17 protein-coding genes and 1 pseudogene are annotated in these 17555 nt (G+C 68.6%); all 18 read right to left on the bottom strand.

Annotation, left to right across the window (positions count from 1 at the left end; genetic code table 11):
* Positions 1 to 16: 16 nt before the first annotated feature.
* Complete coding sequence (locus tag JI752_RS11360) at positions 17 to 646, bottom strand: response regulator transcription factor (protein WP_216964320.1); 630 nt, start codon at positions 644 to 646, stop codon at positions 17 to 19.
* A gap of 234 nt (positions 647 to 880) precedes the next feature.
* A complete protein-coding gene (locus JI752_RS11355; RefSeq protein ID WP_216963892.1) occupies positions 881 to 1441 on the bottom strand; it encodes a PilZ domain-containing protein in 561 nt (186 codons plus the stop codon).
* Positions 1438 to 1728 (bottom strand): hypothetical protein, encoded by a 291-nt coding sequence (locus JI752_RS11350; RefSeq protein WP_216963889.1) that lies wholly within the window; start codon positions 1726 to 1728, stop codon positions 1438 to 1440. The genes JI752_RS11355 and JI752_RS11350 overlap by 4 nt, the downstream gene beginning before the upstream one ends.
* The gene (fliS, locus tag JI752_RS11345; protein ID WP_216963886.1) at positions 1725 to 2120 is read right to left on the bottom strand and encodes a flagellar export chaperone FliS; all 396 of its coding nucleotides are present in this window, start codon (positions 2118 to 2120) and stop codon (positions 1725 to 1727) included. The genes JI752_RS11350 and fliS overlap by 4 nt, the downstream gene beginning before the upstream one ends.
* Positions 2121 to 2149: 29 nt before the next feature.
* Positions 2150 to 3478 carry a flagellar filament capping protein FliD gene (gene fliD, locus JI752_RS11340; protein ID WP_216963883.1) on the bottom strand — a complete coding sequence of 443 codons (1329 nt, stop codon included), beginning with the start codon at positions 3476 to 3478 and terminating at the stop codon, positions 2150 to 2152.
* Positions 3479 to 3647: 169 nt separating this feature from the next.
* The gene (locus tag JI752_RS11335) at positions 3648 to 4838 is read right to left on the bottom strand and encodes a flagellin (RefSeq protein ID WP_216963881.1); all 1191 of its coding nucleotides are present in this window, start codon (positions 4836 to 4838) and stop codon (positions 3648 to 3650) included.
* A 375-nt stretch (positions 4839 to 5213) separates the two neighbouring features.
* Positions 5214 to 6416 (bottom strand): flagellar hook-associated protein FlgL, encoded by a 1203-nt coding sequence (flgL, locus tag JI752_RS11330; RefSeq protein WP_216963878.1) that lies wholly within the window; start codon positions 6414 to 6416, stop codon positions 5214 to 5216.
* Positions 6413 to 8293, bottom strand: coding sequence for a flagellar hook-associated protein FlgK (gene flgK / locus JI752_RS11325; RefSeq protein ID WP_216963874.1), 1881 nt, complete (start codon positions 8291 to 8293; stop codon positions 6413 to 6415). The genes flgL and flgK overlap by 4 nt, the downstream gene beginning before the upstream one ends.
* Before the next feature lie 17 nt (positions 8294 to 8310).
* Positions 8311 to 9189: pseudogene (gene flgJ, locus JI752_RS11320) on the bottom strand (flagellar assembly peptidoglycan hydrolase FlgJ); the annotation flags it as partial.
* Between the two features lie 297 nt (positions 9190 to 9486).
* Complete coding sequence (locus tag JI752_RS11315) at positions 9487 to 10593, bottom strand: flagellar basal body P-ring protein FlgI (protein WP_305799320.1); 1107 nt, start codon at positions 10591 to 10593, stop codon at positions 9487 to 9489.
* A 243-nt stretch (positions 10594 to 10836) separates the two neighbouring features.
* A complete protein-coding gene (gene flgH, locus JI752_RS11310; RefSeq protein ID WP_216963868.1) occupies positions 10837 to 11535 on the bottom strand; it encodes a flagellar basal body L-ring protein FlgH in 699 nt (232 codons plus the stop codon).
* Between the two features lie 8 nt (positions 11536 to 11543).
* Entirely contained in the window at positions 11544 to 12329 is a 786-nt protein-coding gene (gene flgG, locus JI752_RS11305) for a flagellar basal-body rod protein FlgG (protein ID WP_216963865.1), read from the bottom strand.
* Between the two features lie 112 nt (positions 12330 to 12441).
* Entirely contained in the window at positions 12442 to 13185 is a 744-nt protein-coding gene (locus tag JI752_RS11300; RefSeq protein ID WP_216963862.1) for a flagellar basal body rod protein FlgF, read from the bottom strand.
* Between the two features lie 32 nt (positions 13186 to 13217).
* Positions 13218 to 14441 (bottom strand): flagellar hook protein FlgE, encoded by a 1224-nt coding sequence (gene flgE / locus JI752_RS11295; RefSeq protein WP_216963859.1) that lies wholly within the window; start codon positions 14439 to 14441, stop codon positions 13218 to 13220.
* A 67-nt stretch (positions 14442 to 14508) separates the two neighbouring features.
* Entirely contained in the window at positions 14509 to 15171 is a 663-nt protein-coding gene (locus tag JI752_RS11290) for a flagellar hook capping FlgD N-terminal domain-containing protein (protein ID WP_216963856.1), read from the bottom strand.
* 268 nt (positions 15172 to 15439) lie between these two features.
* Positions 15440 to 15847, bottom strand: a complete 408-nt coding sequence (gene flgC, locus JI752_RS11285) for a flagellar basal body rod protein FlgC (RefSeq protein WP_137834186.1) — start codon at positions 15845 to 15847, stop codon at positions 15440 to 15442.
* 26 nt (positions 15848 to 15873) lie between these two features.
* Positions 15874 to 16233: a flagellar basal body rod protein FlgB gene (gene flgB, locus JI752_RS11280; RefSeq protein WP_216963853.1), complete on the bottom strand. Its 360-nt coding sequence runs from the start codon at positions 16231 to 16233 to the stop codon at positions 15874 to 15876.
* 123 nt (positions 16234 to 16356) lie between these two features.
* Positions 16357 to 17283: a chemotaxis protein CheV gene (locus tag JI752_RS11275; protein WP_216963850.1), complete on the bottom strand. Its 927-nt coding sequence runs from the start codon at positions 17281 to 17283 to the stop codon at positions 16357 to 16359.
* Between the last annotated feature and the right edge of the window lie 272 nt (positions 17284 to 17555).

Here is a 17555-nt window from a genome sequence, read left to right as displayed (position 1 = left end):
CGTGAGGAGTCAGACGTCAGGCACTGGGCCGATCATGCAACCGCATCGCCATGCGCAGCAGTTCGATCGCGTTGCGGCAGCCGAGGGTGGCCATGATGCGGGCGCGGTGGGTCTCCACCGTCTTGACGCTGATGCCCAGGTCGGCGGCGATCTGCTTGCTGGTGCGGCCTGCGCCGAGGGCAGCCAGGATCTCGCGCTGGCGCGGCGGCAGGGAGTCGATGCCTTCCTCGCTGCGGGGACGCGCGAACAACTGCGGCGCGGAGACCTGCGGGCTCAGATAGGTGCGGCCGGCCGCGGCGGCGCGGATGGCGATTTCCAGCTCGGCCGGCGCGGCTTCCTTGACGACGAATCCGCTGGCGCCACGCGACAGGGCCTCGCGCACGTGGGTGGGGTCGTCGTGCATCGACATCACCACCACCCGGCAGGTGGGGTGGTCGCGGCGCAGTTCGACCAGGGCCTCGAAACCGCTGCGGCCCGGCATGGACAGGTCGAGCAGGACGATGTCGGGCTGGTGCTGGCGTGAGCCGACGACGGCCTGGTCCGCGTTGGCGGCCTCCGCTACGACTTCGATATCCGCGAACGATTCCAGCAGGCGACGAAGGCCCGCACGGACCAGCGTGTGGTCATCGCAGATCAGTACACGCAACAGCCCCGAGCCCAACTTCCGTTCCCCAAAGCATCCAGCTTCCGTTCGGGGCACCTTAGCGGAGGTGACGCGGAGGGACCATTCGTTCACGCAAGGAATGTGACGGGCCCGACAAATGTTCCACCGTGCGCCGGGGTACCGGACGGGGTGGTATGGGGTGGTCCGCGGTTTGCCCTCACCCCAAACCCTCTCCCGTGAACGGGAGAGGGGCTCGAGTCTGCGGGCTCTGTGGCCTCAGCGCTGGCGGCGGGTTTCCGCCACCTGGCGGCGGTGGAGCAGGAACAGGTGCCGCTCCAGCGCCTCGGCCAGTGAGGCCGGCAATGCGTCGAAGGCGACCCAGGCGTGGCGGCCGTCGCTGGCCAGCACACGGGCGGGCAGCTCGATGCAGTCCGGCAGCCAGTCGGCCGGTTGCACGCGCAGCACGCCGCGGGCGCCGGGCTGGATGGCGATGGCATCGCCGTGCACGTCGATGCGCGCGCCGCGCGTGGACCAGCGCAGCAGCGCGGTCGGCGGAACGTCGCCGCGATCGCGCAGCATCGCGCCGACCAGGCCCAGCAGCAGGTCCACCTTCGCTTCCACGCGTTGCAGGGCGGCGGAGGGTTCGGCGTCGGCATCGGCGTCGTCGCCGCGCACCCGTTCGCTCAGGGCGAGCGAAGCCAGCAGCATTTCCGCGCGCGCGGCGCTGCCGTGCGCGGAGGCCGGGTCCAGGCCTCCGGGCAGGAACGCCGCCGGGCGGCGGTCTTCGTGCGCGAGCACGCCGTCGAAGAGTGCGACGTCGGCGTCCTGCGGCGTCATCCGGCCAGGGTCCGGTAGGCGAGGGCGCCGCGACGCTCGCGGCCCATGCGGGCAAGGATCGCGGCGGTTTCGTCGCGCACCACGCTCAGGTCGTGCAGCAGCGCGGTCTGGCGCTCCAGCAGTTCGCGCCACGGCGCGGCGGAGGTTTTCGTCAGGTCCACCGATTCCAGCGCCTGGCGCAGTTCGCGGTCGTGTTCGGCCAGCAGCTCGAACGCGCGCTCCCAGTGCTCGGCATGCATCGCCGCGCGCACTTCGGATTCGGGCAGGACGGGAACGGCGACGCTCACGGCGTCTTCGGCGCGATGGCGAGCCAGGCCGACTCGATGTCGCCCAGCAGCGCGTCCACTTCGCCCAGCGCGCCGGCGTCGTTGTCGGCGTTGGCCGACAGCAGGCGCTGCTGCGCGTAGTCGTACAGCGACTGCAGACCCGCGGCGATCTCACCGCCGGCTTCCAGGTTGAGCGCGCCGTTGAGGCCGGTGATCAGGCCGCTGGCATCGCTGATGGCCTTGGCCTTGCGCGGGATGTCGCCGCGTTCCAGGCAGGCGCCGGCCAGGCGGATGCGATCGCGCGCGCCGGAGAGCATCAGCGCGACGAGGCGGTGCGGGTCGGCTTCGAGCACGGCGGCGCTGACGCCGGTGCTGCGGTACTGGTTGGCGTAGTTGCGGTGGCTGCCGAGCATGGTGGATCTCCGGGGTGACGTCGGCTGGATTACAGCGAACCGAGTTGCTGGGCCAGGAAGCCGCTGCTGCCCTGCAACTGCGTGACCATCTGCTCCATCGCGGTGAACTGCGCGGTGTAGCGGGTCTTCAGCGATTCCATGCGGCGGTCCAGGTCTTCGTATTGCGTGTTGTAGGTCTTCAGGCGCGCGTTGAGGCTGTCGCTGCGCGAATCGAACAGGCCGTTGTCTTCCAGCACCGAGCCGAGCATGTCTTCGAGCTTGGCGCCGTAGCCCTCCTCGCCGCCGAACAGGCGCGACAGCGCGCCCGGATCCTCGGCCAGCGCCTTGGTCATGTCGGCGGTGTTGAGCGTCAGCGTGCCGTCGGTGTTGATCTTCACGCCCAGGTCCTTGAGCGCAACCACATTTTCGCTGGCCATCGTGCGCAGCTGCGCCTGCAGGCCGCGCACCATGCTGTCGCCGGTGAGCGCCGAACTGGTCTTGGTCTCGGCGTTGTACGCGGTGACGGACTTGGTCAGCCCGATCGCCGTGTTGTAGGCGCTGATGAAGGACTGGAGCGTCGTCTTGAGCGCGGCGTCGTCGGTGGAGACCTTGAGCGTGAACGTCTCGTGCGGCTTGGCTTCCTTCAGCGTCAGCGTGACGCCGGGCAGCAGGTCGGTGATGTTGTTGCTGCTGGAGGTGCGCTCCATGCCGTCGACGACCACCTTGGCGTCGGCGGCCTTGACGGTCTCGGTCATCGAGGTCTGCACGCCGGGGTCGTAGACCAGCGCGGAAAGCCCGCCGTCGCCACCGGTGGTGGTGATGCGCAGCTTGCCTTCGGTGCCCGTGTCGTTGGCCGTCAGCACCAGGTGCTGGCCATCGTCGGCGTTGACCAGGCTGGCGCTCACGCCCTTGCCCGCAGCGGCGGCGTTGATCGCGCTGCGGATGTCGGCCATCGTGTTGCGGCCTTCCTTGATCTCGACTTCGATCTTCTCGTCGCCGGCCTCGATGATGAGCTTGCCGGTGCCGATCTTCGTCTCGGCCGGTTTGCCGGCCGAGGTCAGCTTGTGCGCCGTGGCCAGGCTGACCACTTCGATGTCGTACTCGCCCACCGCCGCCGACGTCGCGGCGGTGGCGGTGAAGCCGGCCTTCTCGGGCACGTTGGTGATGCGCGCGTTGGTGCCGTCTTCCTTGCGCAACTTGTCCAGCGCGGTCTTCAGGCCGGAGAAGGCGCCCTTGAGCGCGCCGATGGCCGAAAGCTGGGTCTTGGCGGCGGTTTCGCCGCGGGCGATGCGGTTCTCGACAGGCGCGCGTTCGGCCGCGACCAGTTGCGAGACCAGCGAAGGAATATCGATGCCCGAGCCGAGCGTGGAAATGGCCATGACCGCTTACCTTCCGCGTGAACCGTGGGCCGCGATGCGCGGCGTGGAACGGGGCGAACGATGAGCGGTCATGGCAACTCCTTGCGGAAAAGAACCGGCGGGATGCGTTCGCGCGCATCCCGCCAGGGTGCCATCGGGACGCGGATCTCGCGCCCCGTCTGGCGGTGGATCAGCCCAGCAGGCTGAGGACGTTCTGCGGTACGGCGTTGGCCTGCGCGAGCATCGCGGTGCCGGCCTGCTGCAGGATCTGCGTGCGGGTCAGCTCGGCGGTTTCCTTCGCGTAGTCGGCGTCGCGGATGCGGCTGCGCGAAGCGGTCAGGTTCTCGCTCGTCGCCTGCAGGTTGGCGATGGTCGAGGTGAAGCGGTTCTGGATCGCACCCATGTCGGCGCGGGCCGAGTTCACGCCGGTCAGCGACTTGTCGACGATCTCCAGCGCACGCTGGGCGCCGTCGAAGCTGGTGATGTCCAGGTCCGAGGCGTGGACGCGAGAGAAGGTGGTGTTGTCGGTCAGGTCGATGACGACGTCATCGGCGGCCACGACGCCCACATCGTCCAGGCCCGTGGTCTCGATGTTGGTGTCGGCCTTGATCGCGGTCAGCACGACGCCGTCGCCGGTGTCGTTGAGCTTGGCGTACACGCCGGTCTGGTCCATCTTCGAGTTGACGGCCGAAGCGGTGGCCTTGGCGATGTCGCCGGCCGTGGCATCGGCGGCCACGCTGATGTCGCCGACGTCGACGCCGTTGACGGTGGCGCCGGTGACGAGCAGCTTGCTGGCGTCGTTCGGGTCGGCCGTCAGGTCGCCCGGGACGATCGCGGCGCCGGCGATGTCGGCGGCGAACACCGTGCTGCCCAGTTCCTTCGACTGCGCATTGACGATGCTGTTGATGCCGATCGTCTGGCCGGAGTTGGCGCCGACCTGGAACAGCGCGCCGGCGAAGGAGCCGTCGAGCAGCTTGGTGCCGTTGAAGTTGGTCTGGTTGGCGACGCGGTCGATTTCGGCGACCAGCTGCGTGACTTCGGCGTTCAGCGCGTCACGGTCGGACTGCGAGTTGGTGGCGTTGGCCGACTGCACGGCCAGTTCGCGAACGCGCTGCAGGTTGTTGCCGATCTCGACCATCGCGCCTTCGGCCGACTGGGCCAGCGAGATGCCGTCGTTGGCGTTGCGCACGGCGACGTCGAGACCGCGGATCTGGGTGCTGAAGCGCTCGGAGATTGCGAGACCGGCGGCGTCGTCCTTCGCGCTGTTGATGCGCAGGCCCGACGACAGACGCTGGATGGTGGTGCCGAGGCTGGCGCTGTTGGTGCCCAGGTTGCGCTGGGCATTGAGCGACATCACGTTGCTGTTGATGACTTGTGCCATGGTGATTCTCCGTAGGTTTCGGTTAGGGCACCGGCGAAGCACTTCGCCGGCCGGCAAGACCGCAGTGGTTGGTCGGTGTTGCCGGCCCTTGCCGCTGCTGACCTAGATATCGGTGCCCCTGGGGAAACCTTTAGCTCCTGGTTGACACAAGCGGGGATTCGGGAGTCGAGATTCGGGATTCGTGGGGGGAATCACGGTTTGACCCTTGACGACTGCCCCGGCGCTGGGCGGCGGGAGCCGCTTCGAGCCGCTGCCTCCTCACCGTCATTCCCGCGAAAGCGGGAATCCAGCGACTTGAGGCGTCATGAAGGCACTGGATTCCCGCTTTCGCGGGAATGACGAACAAGGCCGACACGCTCTCTTGCGAATCACGAACTACCGCATCAAATCGAACAACGAACTCGACTGCAGCCGCATGAAGGCCTGCTGCGCCGCCTGCAACGCGGTGCTTTCCAGCTGGAAGCGGCTGATCGCTTCGGCGTAGTCCAGGTCGCGGATGCCCGACAGCGTGGTTTCCAGCGTCACCGATTGCGCTTCGCGCAGTTCGGCGGCGCTGTCCATCGCGGCCAGCTGCGCACCGCCGGTGGCGCGGCCGTCGATGAAATGGTCCTGCGCCGTCGCCGCGTCGCGCAGCGAGGCCTGCAACGCGTTCTGCTGCGCGGCGCGCTGCACGGGCGTGTCGTCGGGAAGTTCGAGCGCGCCGACGAGGTCGTCGATCATGCCGAACACATCCTGGTTTCCGGCCGGGCCGATGCTGAAGCTGTCGCCCGCCGCCGGCGCGCCGTCGATGCGCAGGTTGAGGCCGCCGACGCTGATGCCTTCGCCGCTTTCATACGTGCCGGTGCCGACGACGGCGCCGCCTGCATCGCGCAATTCGTATGCGTCCGGCGCGGTGAACACCACGCTGTAACGGCCGCCGTTCCAGCCAGCGGTGGCGTCCAGGCCGAATTCCATCAGCACGCCGCTGCCGGTGTTGGTCGTGGCGGCCGCGCCGTCGATGCGGCCGTCGCCGGTCTTGATGCGCATGAACAACTCGCTGCCCGGAAGCGTGTCGGACACGAACTGGTCCGGCGCGATCTCGACCTGGCGCTGGCGCTGGTCGCCGGTGTAGCCGACATTGCCGCCGTTGACCACGAACGGCGCGTGGTCGTCGGCGGTGCCGCCGAACAGATAGCGGCCGCTGCCGTCCTGGCTGTTGGCCAGGCCGATCATTTCCTGGCGGATCACCTTCAGCTCGGCGGTGATCGCCTTCTTGTCGTCGCTCGACAGGCTGGCGTTGTTGGCCTGGATGGTGAGCTCGCGCACGCGCGCCAGGCGTTCGCCCGCCTGCGCGAGCACGCTTTCCTGAAGATTGAGTCGATTGCCGAGCAGGTTGGCGTTCTGGCCGAAACGTTCCAGTTCGGCGTTGGCGCGGTCCAGCGACACGGCCGTGCCGGCCGCGACCGGATCGTCCTTCGCGGTCACCAGGCGCTCGCCCTTGGCGAGCTGCTGCTGCGTGTGCGCCAGGCTGGCCTGCTTGGACAGCATCGTGCTCAGTTGCAGCGAGTACGCGCCGGCGGTGGAGATACGCGTGTTCATCGGCTCACCGCGCTGATCAGGGACTGGAACATGCTGTCGGCGGTGGAGATGACCTGCGCCGCCGCCTGGTAGGCCTGCTGGAACCGCATCATGTTGGCCGCCTCTTCGTCGATGTTGACGCCGGAGATGGAATCGCGCGCCGCCTGCGCCTGGTCGTGCAGCACCTGCTGCGCCTCGGCGGCGTAATCGGCCTGGCGCGCGGCCGAACCGATCTGCGTGGTCAGCCCGCCGATGGCGTTGTTGAGCGAGACGGTGCCGTTGCCCAGCGCCTTCGCATCGTCCAGGTTGCCCAGCAGGATCGCGTTGCCGTTGTCGCTGGAACCGGCGCCCGTGCTGCCCACGCTGAAGCGGTCGCCCGCGACGGGCACGCCGTCGAGCGTGAGGCTCCAGCCGTTGGCGTTGATCGGCTGGCCCGGCGTGTAGGTGAAGGGACCGGCGCCGTTGACGGTGTACTGCGTGCCGTCGATGAATTCGATGTCCGCCGGCGTGAGCAGGTTGGCGTTGGTCGAATCGGTGACCTTCACGCCGCTGATCTTGCCGGTGCCGACGTTGTCCAGTTCCGCCTTCGCCTTCACCGGCGTGGCCGCGGCGATGCGATTGGGATCGTCGATCGCGACGCCGATGCCGCCCGCCGCGCCCGCCGTGGGTTGCAGCAGGAAACGGTCGCCCGTGCCCGGCGTGCCGCCGACGACCAGTTCCACGCCGTCGACGACGAGCGGATCGGCGGCGGTGCCCGTGCCGGTGAGCGGCACGTTGGCGCCCGTGTCGGCGCGCGTGGCGCTCCATGCGGTGCCGTCGAATTTCAGCACGACGTTCTGCGCGTCGAGCTTGGACAGATCGCCCACGCTGGCGGTGAGCGAGGCGTTGCCGGTGTTGCCGGCATGGCCACTCGTGCGCGGCGCGGGAATGTTGAAGAAGTCCGTGCCCATCTGGCCGTTGAGGTCCATGCCGGCGCGGTGCTGCTTGTTGAACGTTTCGGCCAGGCCGACCGCGATCTTGCCCAGCTCGGCCTGCGCCGGATCGAGCACGTCGCTGCGGAAATCCATCAAGCCGCCGATCTTGCCGCCCAGCGCGGTGTCGTTGAGGCGGATCTGCTGGCCGTTGCTTTCCAGCGCGAGTTGCAGGCGCTCGGGCTGGTAAGGGTCGGTGATGGTGGTCAGCTTCGCCGACGTGTTGCCCACGACCAGCGCCTGGCCGCCCGCGGTGAACACGTTGAGCGAGCCGTCGCCCTGCGCGACCGCGGTGCCGCCGGTGAACCCGACCATCTGCGAGACGAGGCGGTCGCGCTGGTCGAGCAGGTCGTTGGAGACGTGGTTCGGGTTGGAGGAAATCTCGCCGTTGAGGCGCGCGATTTCCGCGCCGATGCGGTTCACTTCCTCGGCGCTGCTGCGCAGGCCGCTGTTGACTTCGTTGCCCATCGAATCGAGCTGCGAATTGAGCTGCTTGAAGCGCGAGGCCAGCGCGTTCGCATCCGACAGCACTTCCTGGCGCGCGGCCGAGGACGAGGCGTTGCTGCTCAGGCCGGTGGTGGCGTCGAAGAAGTTCGACCACACGCCGGAAAGGCCGGTCGCCTTGTCGGAAATCAGGCTGTCCACGCGCGAGGCCATCGCCGACAGTTGCTGCAGGCGCGACAGTTCGCCGCCGCTGTCGAGCAGTCGCGTGGTCGCCAGCTGGTCGGCGATGCGGCGCACATCGGCCACCTTCACGCCGTTGCCGACGTAGCCGTAGCCCATGTCGGTGGGCGAGCGCGTGGCCAGGTCGACGCGCTGGCGCGAATAGCCTTCTGTCGCGACGTTGGCGACGTTGTGGCTCACGGTCGCGAGCGCGCGCTGGAACGCGATCAGCGCGCCGGAACCGGTGGAGAGGATATTGGCCATGGGTCAGCGTCCTGGGGTCATCCGCGCGTCGAACCGGCGTCGAGCGAGGCGAGCGCGCGGTTGAGCGTGGCGCCTTCCGCGATCGCGTTGATCTTCGCGGCGTAGGCGGGGTCGGTGGCGTAGCCGGCGCTTTGCAGCGCCTGCGCGAACTGCCGCGTATCGGTGCCGGCTGCGCGCGCCTGCGCATAGCGCGGGTTGTTGAGCAGGCGTGCGTAGTCGCTGAAGCTGTCGCCGACCGAGCCGTAGGCGCGGAAGTCCGCGCGCTCGCTCGTGCGCACGCCGTCGACGTATTCGTGCGTGTTCGCGCTGGCGCGTTCGCCGCCCCAGCGCGAGCCGGCCTTGATGCCGAACAGGTTGTGCGAGGTGGCGCCGCCTTCGCGGTTCGCCAGGCGCCGGCCCCAACCGGTTTCCAGCGCGGCCTGCGCGACCAGCGCCTTGGGCGAGACGCCCAGTTCCTGCGCGGTGCGCTGCGCATGCGGCCACACCGAACGCACGAAGGCTTCCGGGCTGGAGCAGTCGAGCTTGGCGTTGGGGTCGCATTCGACCGGCGGTGTTTCCACGCGCGGCAAGGCGGGTGCGGCCACGCCCTGCAGCGACACGCCACCGCTGCTGGGCGTGAGCGAAAGCGACATGCCCGTCGCCGTCGGATCGATCGGAAAACCGCCTTCGGGCGTGACGACGCCGGGGTTCTGCGCGGCGCCCGTGCTGCGCTGGAGCTGCTGCACGATCATCGGCGCCAGGCCCAGTCCGCGGCCTTTGGCCAGCTCGCGCGAAAGCTGCTGGTCGTACATGTCGCGGTAGGTGGAGTTGTCGCCCATCAGCGGGTCGCCGAAGCTGGCGCTGCGCATCGACTTGACCAGCATCTGCGCGAACTGGGCTTCCAGCTGCTGCGCCGCGTGTTCCAGGCGCGAGCGGTCGACGCGCGGGGTTTCCGTGCTCGACAGCGGCTGGGCGGTGGCGGGGCGCAGGTGCATGGTGGGGTCAAGGCAAGAGCTGTGCCTGCGCGCGATGCTGTAGCCCGGGTAAGGCGAAGCCGCACCCGGGGTGACGCGCCCAAACCACAAACAAGTCGCACGTTACCGGTGCAACGCGCTGCGGCGCGTTCATCGCCGCCACGACTGAGTTGTCTGTGGGGCGCGGTGCGCTTCGCTTACCCGGGCTACAAAGGCCGTGCTGTCGACGATTGGATGGCACTAGATCACCTCCAGCTCCGCGCGCAGCGCCCCGGCGCGCTTGAGCGCTTCCAGGATCGCCACGATGTCGCCCGGTGCGGCGCCGACGGCGTTCACCGCGCGCACGATCTGCTCCAGCGACGTGCCGCCCTGGAACAGGAACATGCGGCCGCCGTCCTGGCTGGCTTCGACCGAGGACTGCGGCGTGACCACGGTGTCGCCGCGGCCGAATTCGTTGGGCTGGCTGACCTGCGTGTTCTCGGTGATCGACACCGTCAGCGAGCCGTGCGACACCGCCGCCGGCAGCACGCTGACCTGGCCGCCCATCACCACGGTGCCGGTGCGCGAATTGACGATGACCTTGGCCGCCGCCGCGCCGGGGCTCACGTCCAGCGATTCCAGTCGCGCCAGGAAACCGACGCGGTCGCCGTCGTTGGGCGGCATCACTTCGATGGTGACCGCGTCCACCGCGCGCGCGCGGCCGTTGCCGAACGCGGCGTTGACGGCGGTGACGATGCGCGAGGCGGTGGTGAAGTCGGCCTCGTGCAGGTTCAGCGTGACGTTGCCCGCCGCCGGCGCGCCGGCCACCGCGCGTTCGACGATCGCGCCGTTGGGAATGCGTCCGCCGTTGGGCGCGTTGACCGAAATGCGCGAGCCGTCCTTGCCGGACGCGCCGAAGCCCGACACCACCAGGCTGCCCTGCGCGATCGCGTAGACTTGGCCGTCGGCGCCCTTCAACGGCGCCATCAGCAGGCTGCCGCCGCGCAGCGAACCGGCGTTGCCGATGGACGAGACGGTGACGTCGATCGGCTGGCCCGGCTTGGCGAAGGGCGGCAGTTCGGCCTGGATGGCGACGGCGGCGACGTTCTTGAGCTGCGGGTTCACGCCCGGCGGAATGCTGACGCCGAGCTGGTCGAGCATCGTCTTCAGGCTCTGCACGGTGAAGGGCGTCTGGCTGGTGCGGTCGCCGCTGCCATCCAGTCCGACGACGAGGCCGTAACCCACCAGCGGATTGCCGCGAACGCCAGCCACTTGCGCGAGGTCCTTGATGCGTTCGGCGTGGGCGGGCAGGGCGGTGGCGACGGCGAGCAGCGCGAACGTCGACGCGTACGCCATCGAAACCGTCATCCCGGCGAAGGCCGGGATCCAGGCCCGCACGCCGTCACCCTTGTCACCGGCATTCCAGCGAAAGCTGGAATCCATTTTGATTCTCGCGATGCGGGCAGACAGCGCGCAGCAACCGCGCAGCGTTGTACGGCAAAAGCGGTTCAACCCTTTCCCTTCGTTGCCCCTCACCCCAACCCCTCTCCCGGAGGGAGAGGGGCTCAAAGCCTGCGACGAGGAGGAAATACGAATGTTCATACGCCCTCCTCAGTACGGGTAGACAGCGGAATTGAAGAACCGACCCAGCCAGCCCATCGCGTTGGAACGCGCCAGCGTGCCGCGCCCGCCATAGACGATGCGCGCATCGCCGACGCGGTCGGACGAAATGCGGTTGTCGGGACCGATATCGGCGGTGCGCACGATTCCTTGAACCTGGATCAGCTCGTCGCCCTGGTTCAGGCGCACCTGCTTCTCGCCGCGCACCAGCAGGTTGCCGTTGCCCAGGTTCTGCACGACGGTCGCGGTGACCGAACCGTTGAGGCGGTTGCTCTGCGTGCTGTTGCCGGCGCCCTTGAAGTCGCGCGAGCCTTCCACCGACGCTTCCAGGATCGCGTTGCCCTTGTAGGTGATCGGCACGCCGGCGATGGTCGGCGCGGCCATCTCGATGCCCGATTCCTTGCTCACCGACGTGTTGGCCTGTGCACGCGCGCTGGTGTTTTCCACCAGCACGATGGTGACCAGGTCGCCCACGTCGCGCGCCTTGTTGTCCTGGAACAGGTTCAGGCCGCGACCGCCGTAGATGGAGCCTTCGCTGGAAGGCGCGACCGGCGCGACGACCGCGGCGGGCGGTGCGACCATCGGTTCGAACGGACGCACGTCGCCGACGACGGCGGCACAGCCGGACAGCGCAAGCGTCGCGCCGGCCACGGCGGCTCGAAGCAGGGTGATTCGCACGAGAGCGTTCACGACGCGCCTCACAGGTTGTTGTTGAGGAAGCCGAGCATCGAGTCGGTGGTCGAGATCGCCTTGGCGTTGGTCTCGTACGCGCGCTGGGTCTCGATCATCGACACCAGCTCTTCCACGACGTTGACGTTGGAGCCTTCCAACTGCCCCTGCGCGAGCTGGCCGGCACCGTTGGTGCCGGGCGCGCCGGTCTGCGCCGGGCCGCTGGCGCCGGTTTCGACGAAGAGGTTGCCGCCGATGGCCTGCAGGCCCGAGGGGTTCACGAAATCCGCCAGCGTCAGCGCACCGACCTGCACGTCTTCGGCCTGGCCCTGCACCTTCACCGAAACGGTGCCGTCGGCGCCGATGGTCACGCTCTGCGTGCCTTCGGGAAACTGGATGCCCGGCTGCACCGGATAACCGGAGCTGGTCACCAGTTCGCCTTGCGGGCTGCGCTTGAAGCTGCCGTCGCGCGTGTAGGCGGTGCTGCCGTCGGGCATCAGCACTTCGAAGAAGCCGCGACCGTCTATGGCCACGTCCAGCGCGCCGCCGGTGACGGCCAGGTTGCCCTGCGAGAACTCCTTCGCCGTCGCCGCCACGCGCACACCGGTGCCGGTGGACAGGCCGGTGGGCGACTGCGTCTGTTCGGACGTCGCGCCGCCGGGCTGGCGGATGGTCTGGTACAGCAGGTCCTGGAACTCCGCGCGGTCGCGCTTGAAGCCCGTCGTGTTGACGTTGGACAGATTGTTCGAGATCACCGCCATACGCGTCTGCTGCGCGTCGAGGCCGGTCTTGGCGATCCATAGAGCCTGGGTCATGGCGGTTGTCTCCTGGGGAATGTGTGTAGCCCGGGTAAGGCCGAAGGCCGCACCCGGGGTGCCTCACCGGGCCCCGGGTGCGCTGCGCTTACCCGGGCTACGGCGGTTCGTCTCAGCGCGTCGACAACAACGAATTGGCGCTGCGCGCGTTCTCATCCACGCTCTGCAAGACGCGTACCTGCATCTCGAAGGCGCGTGCGGTCTGGATCATCTGCACCAGCATCGAGGTCGCCTCGACGTTGCTGTTCTCCACCGCGCCGGAGGTGAGCACGTCGCCGGCCGCGGGCGGCGGCGGCTGGCCGTTGGCGGCGCGCATCAGGCCGTCGTCGCCGCGCACCAGGTCGGCGGTGCGCGACTGCACCACGCCCAGGCGGCCGGCTTCGGCGATGGTGGAAGCGGGCTGGCCCTGCGGGACGATCGAGATCGTGCCGTCGCTGGCGATGTCCATCGACTGGAACGGCGGTACCGTGACCGGCGCGCCATCGCTTCCCAGCACCGGCCGGCCGTTGCTGGTCAGCAGGCCGTTGGCATTCATCTGCAGATTGCCGGCGCGCGTGTAGGCCACGCCGCCCTGCGCGTCCTGCACGGTGAGCCAGCGATCCTGGTTGAGCGCCACGTCGAGCGTGTTGCCGGTGTTGAGGATCGCCCCGTGCGTGCCGCTGACGCCGTAGGTCTGCGCGGCGGCGGCCACGCGCGAGGCGTGGCCGTTGCCGGTGACGGGCGCGGCGGTGGAACCGGCGAGCGTCGCCTGGAAGCCCACCGTGTTCGCGTTCGCCAGGTTGTGCGACACCGCCGACTGCGTCTTCAGCGACGTGCTGGCGCCGGTCATGGCGATGTAGAGCGCGCGATCGGTCATGGCACGGACCTCCTATCTCATCGCGTCCGCGCTTAGCGGATGTTGATGATCGTCTGGGTGACCTGGTCCTGCGTCGAGATCATCTGCGCGTTGGCCTGGAAGTTGCGCTGCGCGGTGATCATGTTGACCAGCTGTTCGGTGAGATCGACCGTGGACGCTTCCAGCGCGCCGGACTGCAGCACGCCGAAGTCCGCCGTGTCCGGCGCGCCGGTGCGCGGGTCGCCGGAGGCGTAGGTTTCGGCCCACACGTTGTTGCCCTGCGGCGCCAGGCCCTGCGGATTGGTGAAGGTGGTCAGCGCGATCTGGCCCAGCGCCTGGTCGGCACCGTTGGAGTAACGCGCGTAAACCACGCCGGTGGGGTCGATGTCGATCTCGTTGAGTTTGCCGGCCGGGTAACCGTCCGGGTCGATCTCGCGCAGCGCGAACGCCGAGCCGTACTGCGCCGAACCGCCCAGGTTGAGCGTCAGGTTCATGACGCCCGCGCCGGTGGTCGGCGTGAACGGCGCCATCGGGATCTGGCCGTTGGCCGGCGCGATCAGCGCGCCGGAGCCGTTGAACTGCAGCGTCGTCGGCGCGCCCACGGCGGTGCCGTCGATGTAGTTGTAGACCTGCCATTCGTTGGCGTTGGCGGTCTTCACGAAATACGAGGTCTGCGTGTGGCCGACGCCCAGCGAGTCGTACACCGTCGCGCCGCCCGTGGAATGGCTGTAGGTGTTGGTGTCGGTCGGATCGAACGGCACGACCGTCGGCGCGGTGGCGTTGCCGGGCAGCGTCACCTGCATGTCGACGTTGGTGGAGGCCTGCGGCGGGCTGGTGGTGGTGAGCAGTTGCAGGTCGACGAGGCGGCCCACGTCGAAACCGTTTCCGTTGGCGTTGGGCGCGAACACCTGCAGGCGCTTGCCGTCGGGCGTGCCGATGAAGCCGTTGGGATCGGGCTGGAAGTTGCCGGCGCGGCTGTACACGCGCGCGCCGTTGTCGTTGAGGACGAAGAAGCCCTCGCCGTCGATCGCCACGTCCATGCCGCGACCGGTCGGGTCGATGTTGCCCTGCGAGAACTGCTGCGCGACGTTGCTCAGCTTCACGCCCGAACCGATGGCGTTGCGCGACAGGCCGTAGGACGTGGACGAGAACAGGTCGGCGAACTCGGCGCGCGACTCCTTGAAGCCGGTCGTGTTGACGTTGGCGATGTTGTTCGCCGTGACGTTGAGGTCGGCGTTGGCGGCGTTGATGCCGGACAGCGAAGTGTTGAAACCCATGAGGTGTTCTCCGGAGAGAGGAAGCGTCCGTCCCGCGAGCGGGAAGGATGTCGGTGTGGGATCGGAATCAGCGGATGCGCAGCACGTAGTCCATGGGCGCGGTGCCCAGTCCGGCCAGGTCGAGGAACACGCCGTCGCTGCCGACGGTGACGCTGTCCACGCGCGCCTCGACGTAGGTGCTCAGGTCCTTCTTCGTCTCGCCCGAGCCGTAGCTGGCGGTGACGCCGTAGGTGCCGGCGGGAAGACGCTTGCCGTCCGCGTCCTTGCCGTCCCATTCGAAGGAGACTTCGCCGGCCTTCTCGGCCTGCACGGTGAACTTGCGCACGCTCTGGCCGTTGGCGTCGGTGATCTCGAAGGTGACCGTGCCCGAGTCGGGCGCGGCGACCACGCCGTTGACGTTGCCTTCCGCGCCCAGCGACATCTTCGCCGAGGGCACCAGCACGTTGCGGCCGACGAGCGAAGCGCCGCGCAGCATCTGGTCGGTGGCGAGCGAGGAACTGAAACCGTCCATCGACGATTGCAGTCCCTGGATGCCCTGCACGGTGGAGAACTGCGCCAGCTGTCCGAGGAACTCGCTGTTCTGCATCGGGTTCAGCGGGTCCTGGTGCTGCAGCTGTTCGGTCATCAGGCGCAGGAAATCGGCCTGGCCGAGCGAATCGGCTTTCTTCTTCGTGTCGCTGCCGGTGGCGTTGGTGCCGAGGCTGGTGGCGAAGTCGGAGATGGAGGTCATGGGAGTCTCGAAGTTCCAGCAAGTTCGTAGCCCGGGTAAGGCCGAAGGTCGCACCCGGGACGGTTGGCGCAAATCCCGGGTGCGCTGCGCTTACCCGGGCTACTGGACTGACTGACTCCCTCCCCTGCGTGCAGGGGAGGGTTGGGGAGGGGTTGCGAGGCCGCATCGCGGCGAGCTCGGCGCTGGCGCGCCTCACGCCCCCCTCCCAACCTCCCCCTGCATGCAGGGGGAGGGGCAGGAAGACGGAGGTGGCTACGCGCGCTCACCATCAACGCCCCATGTTCAACGTCGACAACGCCAGTTCCTTGGCGCTGTTGAACACCTCGACGTTGGCCTGGTAGCTGCGCGAGGCGGAAATGAGATCGACCATCTGCGCCACCGGGTCCACCGCCGGCGCATACACGTAGCCCTGCGCGTCGGCGAGCGGATGGCCGGGTTCGTAGCGCTTGAGCGGTGCGTCGTTGCTTTCGCGCACTTCCACGACGTTGACGCCGGCCAGCGCCGGATCGCCCGGCACGCCTTCGGCGCGGAACACCGGCTGCTTGGCGCGATAGACCGCGTCGGGATTGCCGGCGACGGAATCGGCGTTGGCGAGGTTGGAGGCGATGGTCGACAGTCGCACCGACTGTGCGTTCATCGCCGAACCGGCGACGTCGAAGATGGGCAGGTTGCTCATGCGTCGTCTCCTTATTGGCCGGCGGCTTATTGGCCGGTAATCGCGGTGAGCATGCCGCGCACCTTGGATTCGACGAACGTCAGCGAGGCGCGGTACTCCAGCGCCGCCTGCGCGAACAGCGCGTGCTCGCGCTCGCCGTCGACGGTGTTGCCGTCGACGCTGGGCTGGCCGGACGGTCTTTCGTAGCGCGCGCCTTGCGCGGCCGCGCCGATGGCGTCGGCATTGGCGGCGTTGGGCTGCAACGCCGAGCGCAGGGCCGTGGTGAAGTCCAGGTCCTGTGCCTTGAAGTCGGGCGTGTCGGCGTTGGCCAGGTTGGCCGACAGCAACTGCAGCCGCTGCTCTCGCAGGGCCAGCGCGGTGCCGTGGATGCCAAGGAAGTCGGACATGACGCCTCCGGGGTCGGGTTCCCGGAGGGAGAGGCAAGGGCTGTGCCAGAGGGCGTCGGGATTGGGGATTCGAAAAGGCGCGACGCCTTTGCTTCTCCGAATCCCTGATCCCCAATCCCGGCTCTACGACAACGAATTCACCCGCGCCGTAACCCGCTGCGCCAGCTCGTGTTCCGAATACTTCGGCACGAAGTCGTCCGCGCCCACGCGCTCCACCATCGCCTGGTTGAACACGCCCGACAGCGAGGTGTGCAACAGCACGAACAGCCCGCGCAGGGCCGGATCGCGTCGGATTTCCGTCGTGAGGGTGTAGCCGTCCATGGCCGGCATCTCGATGTCGGAGATGACCATGGCGTAGCGCTCGTGCGGGACCACGCCGCCCTGGGCCAGCGTTTGCAGGTGCTCCAGCGCCTGGCGGCCGTCCGACAGCAGCGTCGCGCCCAGGCCCAGTTGTTCGAGCACGAGGCGGATCTGGTTGCGCGCCACGCGCGAGTCGTCCACCACCAGCACTTCGCGCGGCGCGGTGGGGCTGGTGGCGGCGAGCGGGGCGATCTGGTCGGCGTCGCTGGCGCGCGGCGCGGACTCGGCCAGCACGCTTTCCACGTCGATCAGCTGGATCAGCTCGCCGTGGTGGCGGGTGACGCCGGTGAGGTAATGCTGCTCGGCGCCGTGCTCCGGCGGCGGGTGGATGTCCTCCACCGCGATGTTGACGATGCGCTCCACCGCCGACACCAGGAAGCCCTGGACGGAACGGTTGAACTCGGTGACGACCAGGTACTTGGGTTCGACCGACGAGGCGTCGCCGTGGCCGATCGCACGCGCCAGGTCCAGCACCGGGATGCTGCGACCGCGCACGTCGGCCGCGCCGCTGAAGGCGCGCGGCAGCTGGGGCAGGGTGAACAGCGGCGGGCGCGTCAGGACCTCCTGCACCTTGAATACGTTCACGCCAAAAAGCTGACGCGTGCCCAGGCGGAACAGCAGCAGCGCCAGCCGGTTGTGGCCGGCCAGGCGGGTGCGTTGGTCGATGCGGTCGAGCAGGTCCTGACTCATGGTCGGGTTGTCGGCAGGGTGGGGCGGGACTTGAGCGCGATCCCTCTCCCTGGCCGCCTGCGGCGGCCTGTCCCTCTCCCGCAAGGGGAGAGGGACGACGTGCGGGCGACGACGCGTTTGCTGTCGCTGTTGCTGCTCCCTTCTCCCCTTGCGGGAGAAGGTGCCCGAAGGGCGGAAGAGGGGGCGCCTGCGCCCACACCGCATGCACTCGCCCTGCATCACCCGCGCCACGGCACAAATCCTGCAAGCCCACCACGAACCCGCTTCGGAGC

The organism is Lysobacter sp. MMG2 (assembly GCF_016735495.2).
Taxonomy (GTDB): Bacteria; Pseudomonadota; Gammaproteobacteria; order Xanthomonadales; family Xanthomonadaceae; genus Lysobacter_J.
Note: the sequence above shows the minus strand (reverse complement) of the source record. Positions and strands in the feature narration are given on the sequence as shown.

Coding starts and splice junctions, on each gene's coding strand:
- JI752_RS11355 (WP_216963892.1), bottom strand. CDS start 1,441: ATGACGCCGCAGGACGCCGACGTCGCACTCTTCGACGGCGTGCTCGCG.
- fliS (WP_216963886.1), bottom strand. CDS start 2,120: ATGCTCGGCAGCCACCGCAACTACGCCAACCAGTACCGCAGCACCGGC.
- fliD (WP_216963883.1), bottom strand. CDS start 3,478: ATGGCCATTTCCACGCTCGGCTCGGGCATCGATATTCCTTCGCTGGTC.
- JI752_RS11335 (WP_216963881.1), bottom strand. CDS start 4,838: ATGGCACAAGTCATCAACAGCAACGTGATGTCGCTCAATGCCCAGCGC.
- flgL (WP_216963878.1), bottom strand. CDS start 6,416: ATGAACACGCGTATCTCCACCGCCGGCGCGTACTCGCTGCAACTGAGC.
- flgK (WP_216963874.1), bottom strand. CDS start 8,293: ATGGCCAATATCCTCTCCACCGGTTCCGGCGCGCTGATCGCGTTCCAG.
- JI752_RS11315 (WP_305799320.1), bottom strand. CDS start 10,593: ATGACGGTTTCGATGGCGTACGCGTCGACGTTCGCGCTGCTCGCCGTC.
- flgG (WP_216963865.1), bottom strand. CDS start 12,329: ATGACCCAGGCTCTATGGATCGCCAAGACCGGCCTCGACGCGCAGCAG.
- JI752_RS11300 (WP_216963862.1), bottom strand. CDS start 13,185: ATGACCGATCGCGCGCTCTACATCGCCATGACCGGCGCCAGCACGTCG.
- flgE (WP_216963859.1), bottom strand. CDS start 14,441: ATGGGTTTCAACACTTCGCTGTCCGGCATCAACGCCGCCAACGCCGAC.
- JI752_RS11290 (WP_216963856.1), bottom strand. CDS start 15,171: ATGACCTCCATCTCCGACTTCGCCACCAGCCTCGGCACCAACGCCACC.
- flgC (WP_137834186.1), bottom strand. CDS start 15,847: ATGAGCAACCTGCCCATCTTCGACGTCGCCGGTTCGGCGATGAACGCA.
- flgB (WP_216963853.1), bottom strand. CDS start 16,233: ATGTCCGACTTCCTTGGCATCCACGGCACCGCGCTGGCCCTGCGAGAG.
- JI752_RS11275 (WP_216963850.1), bottom strand. CDS start 17,283: ATGAGTCAGGACCTGCTCGACCGCATCGACCAACGCACCCGCCTGGCC.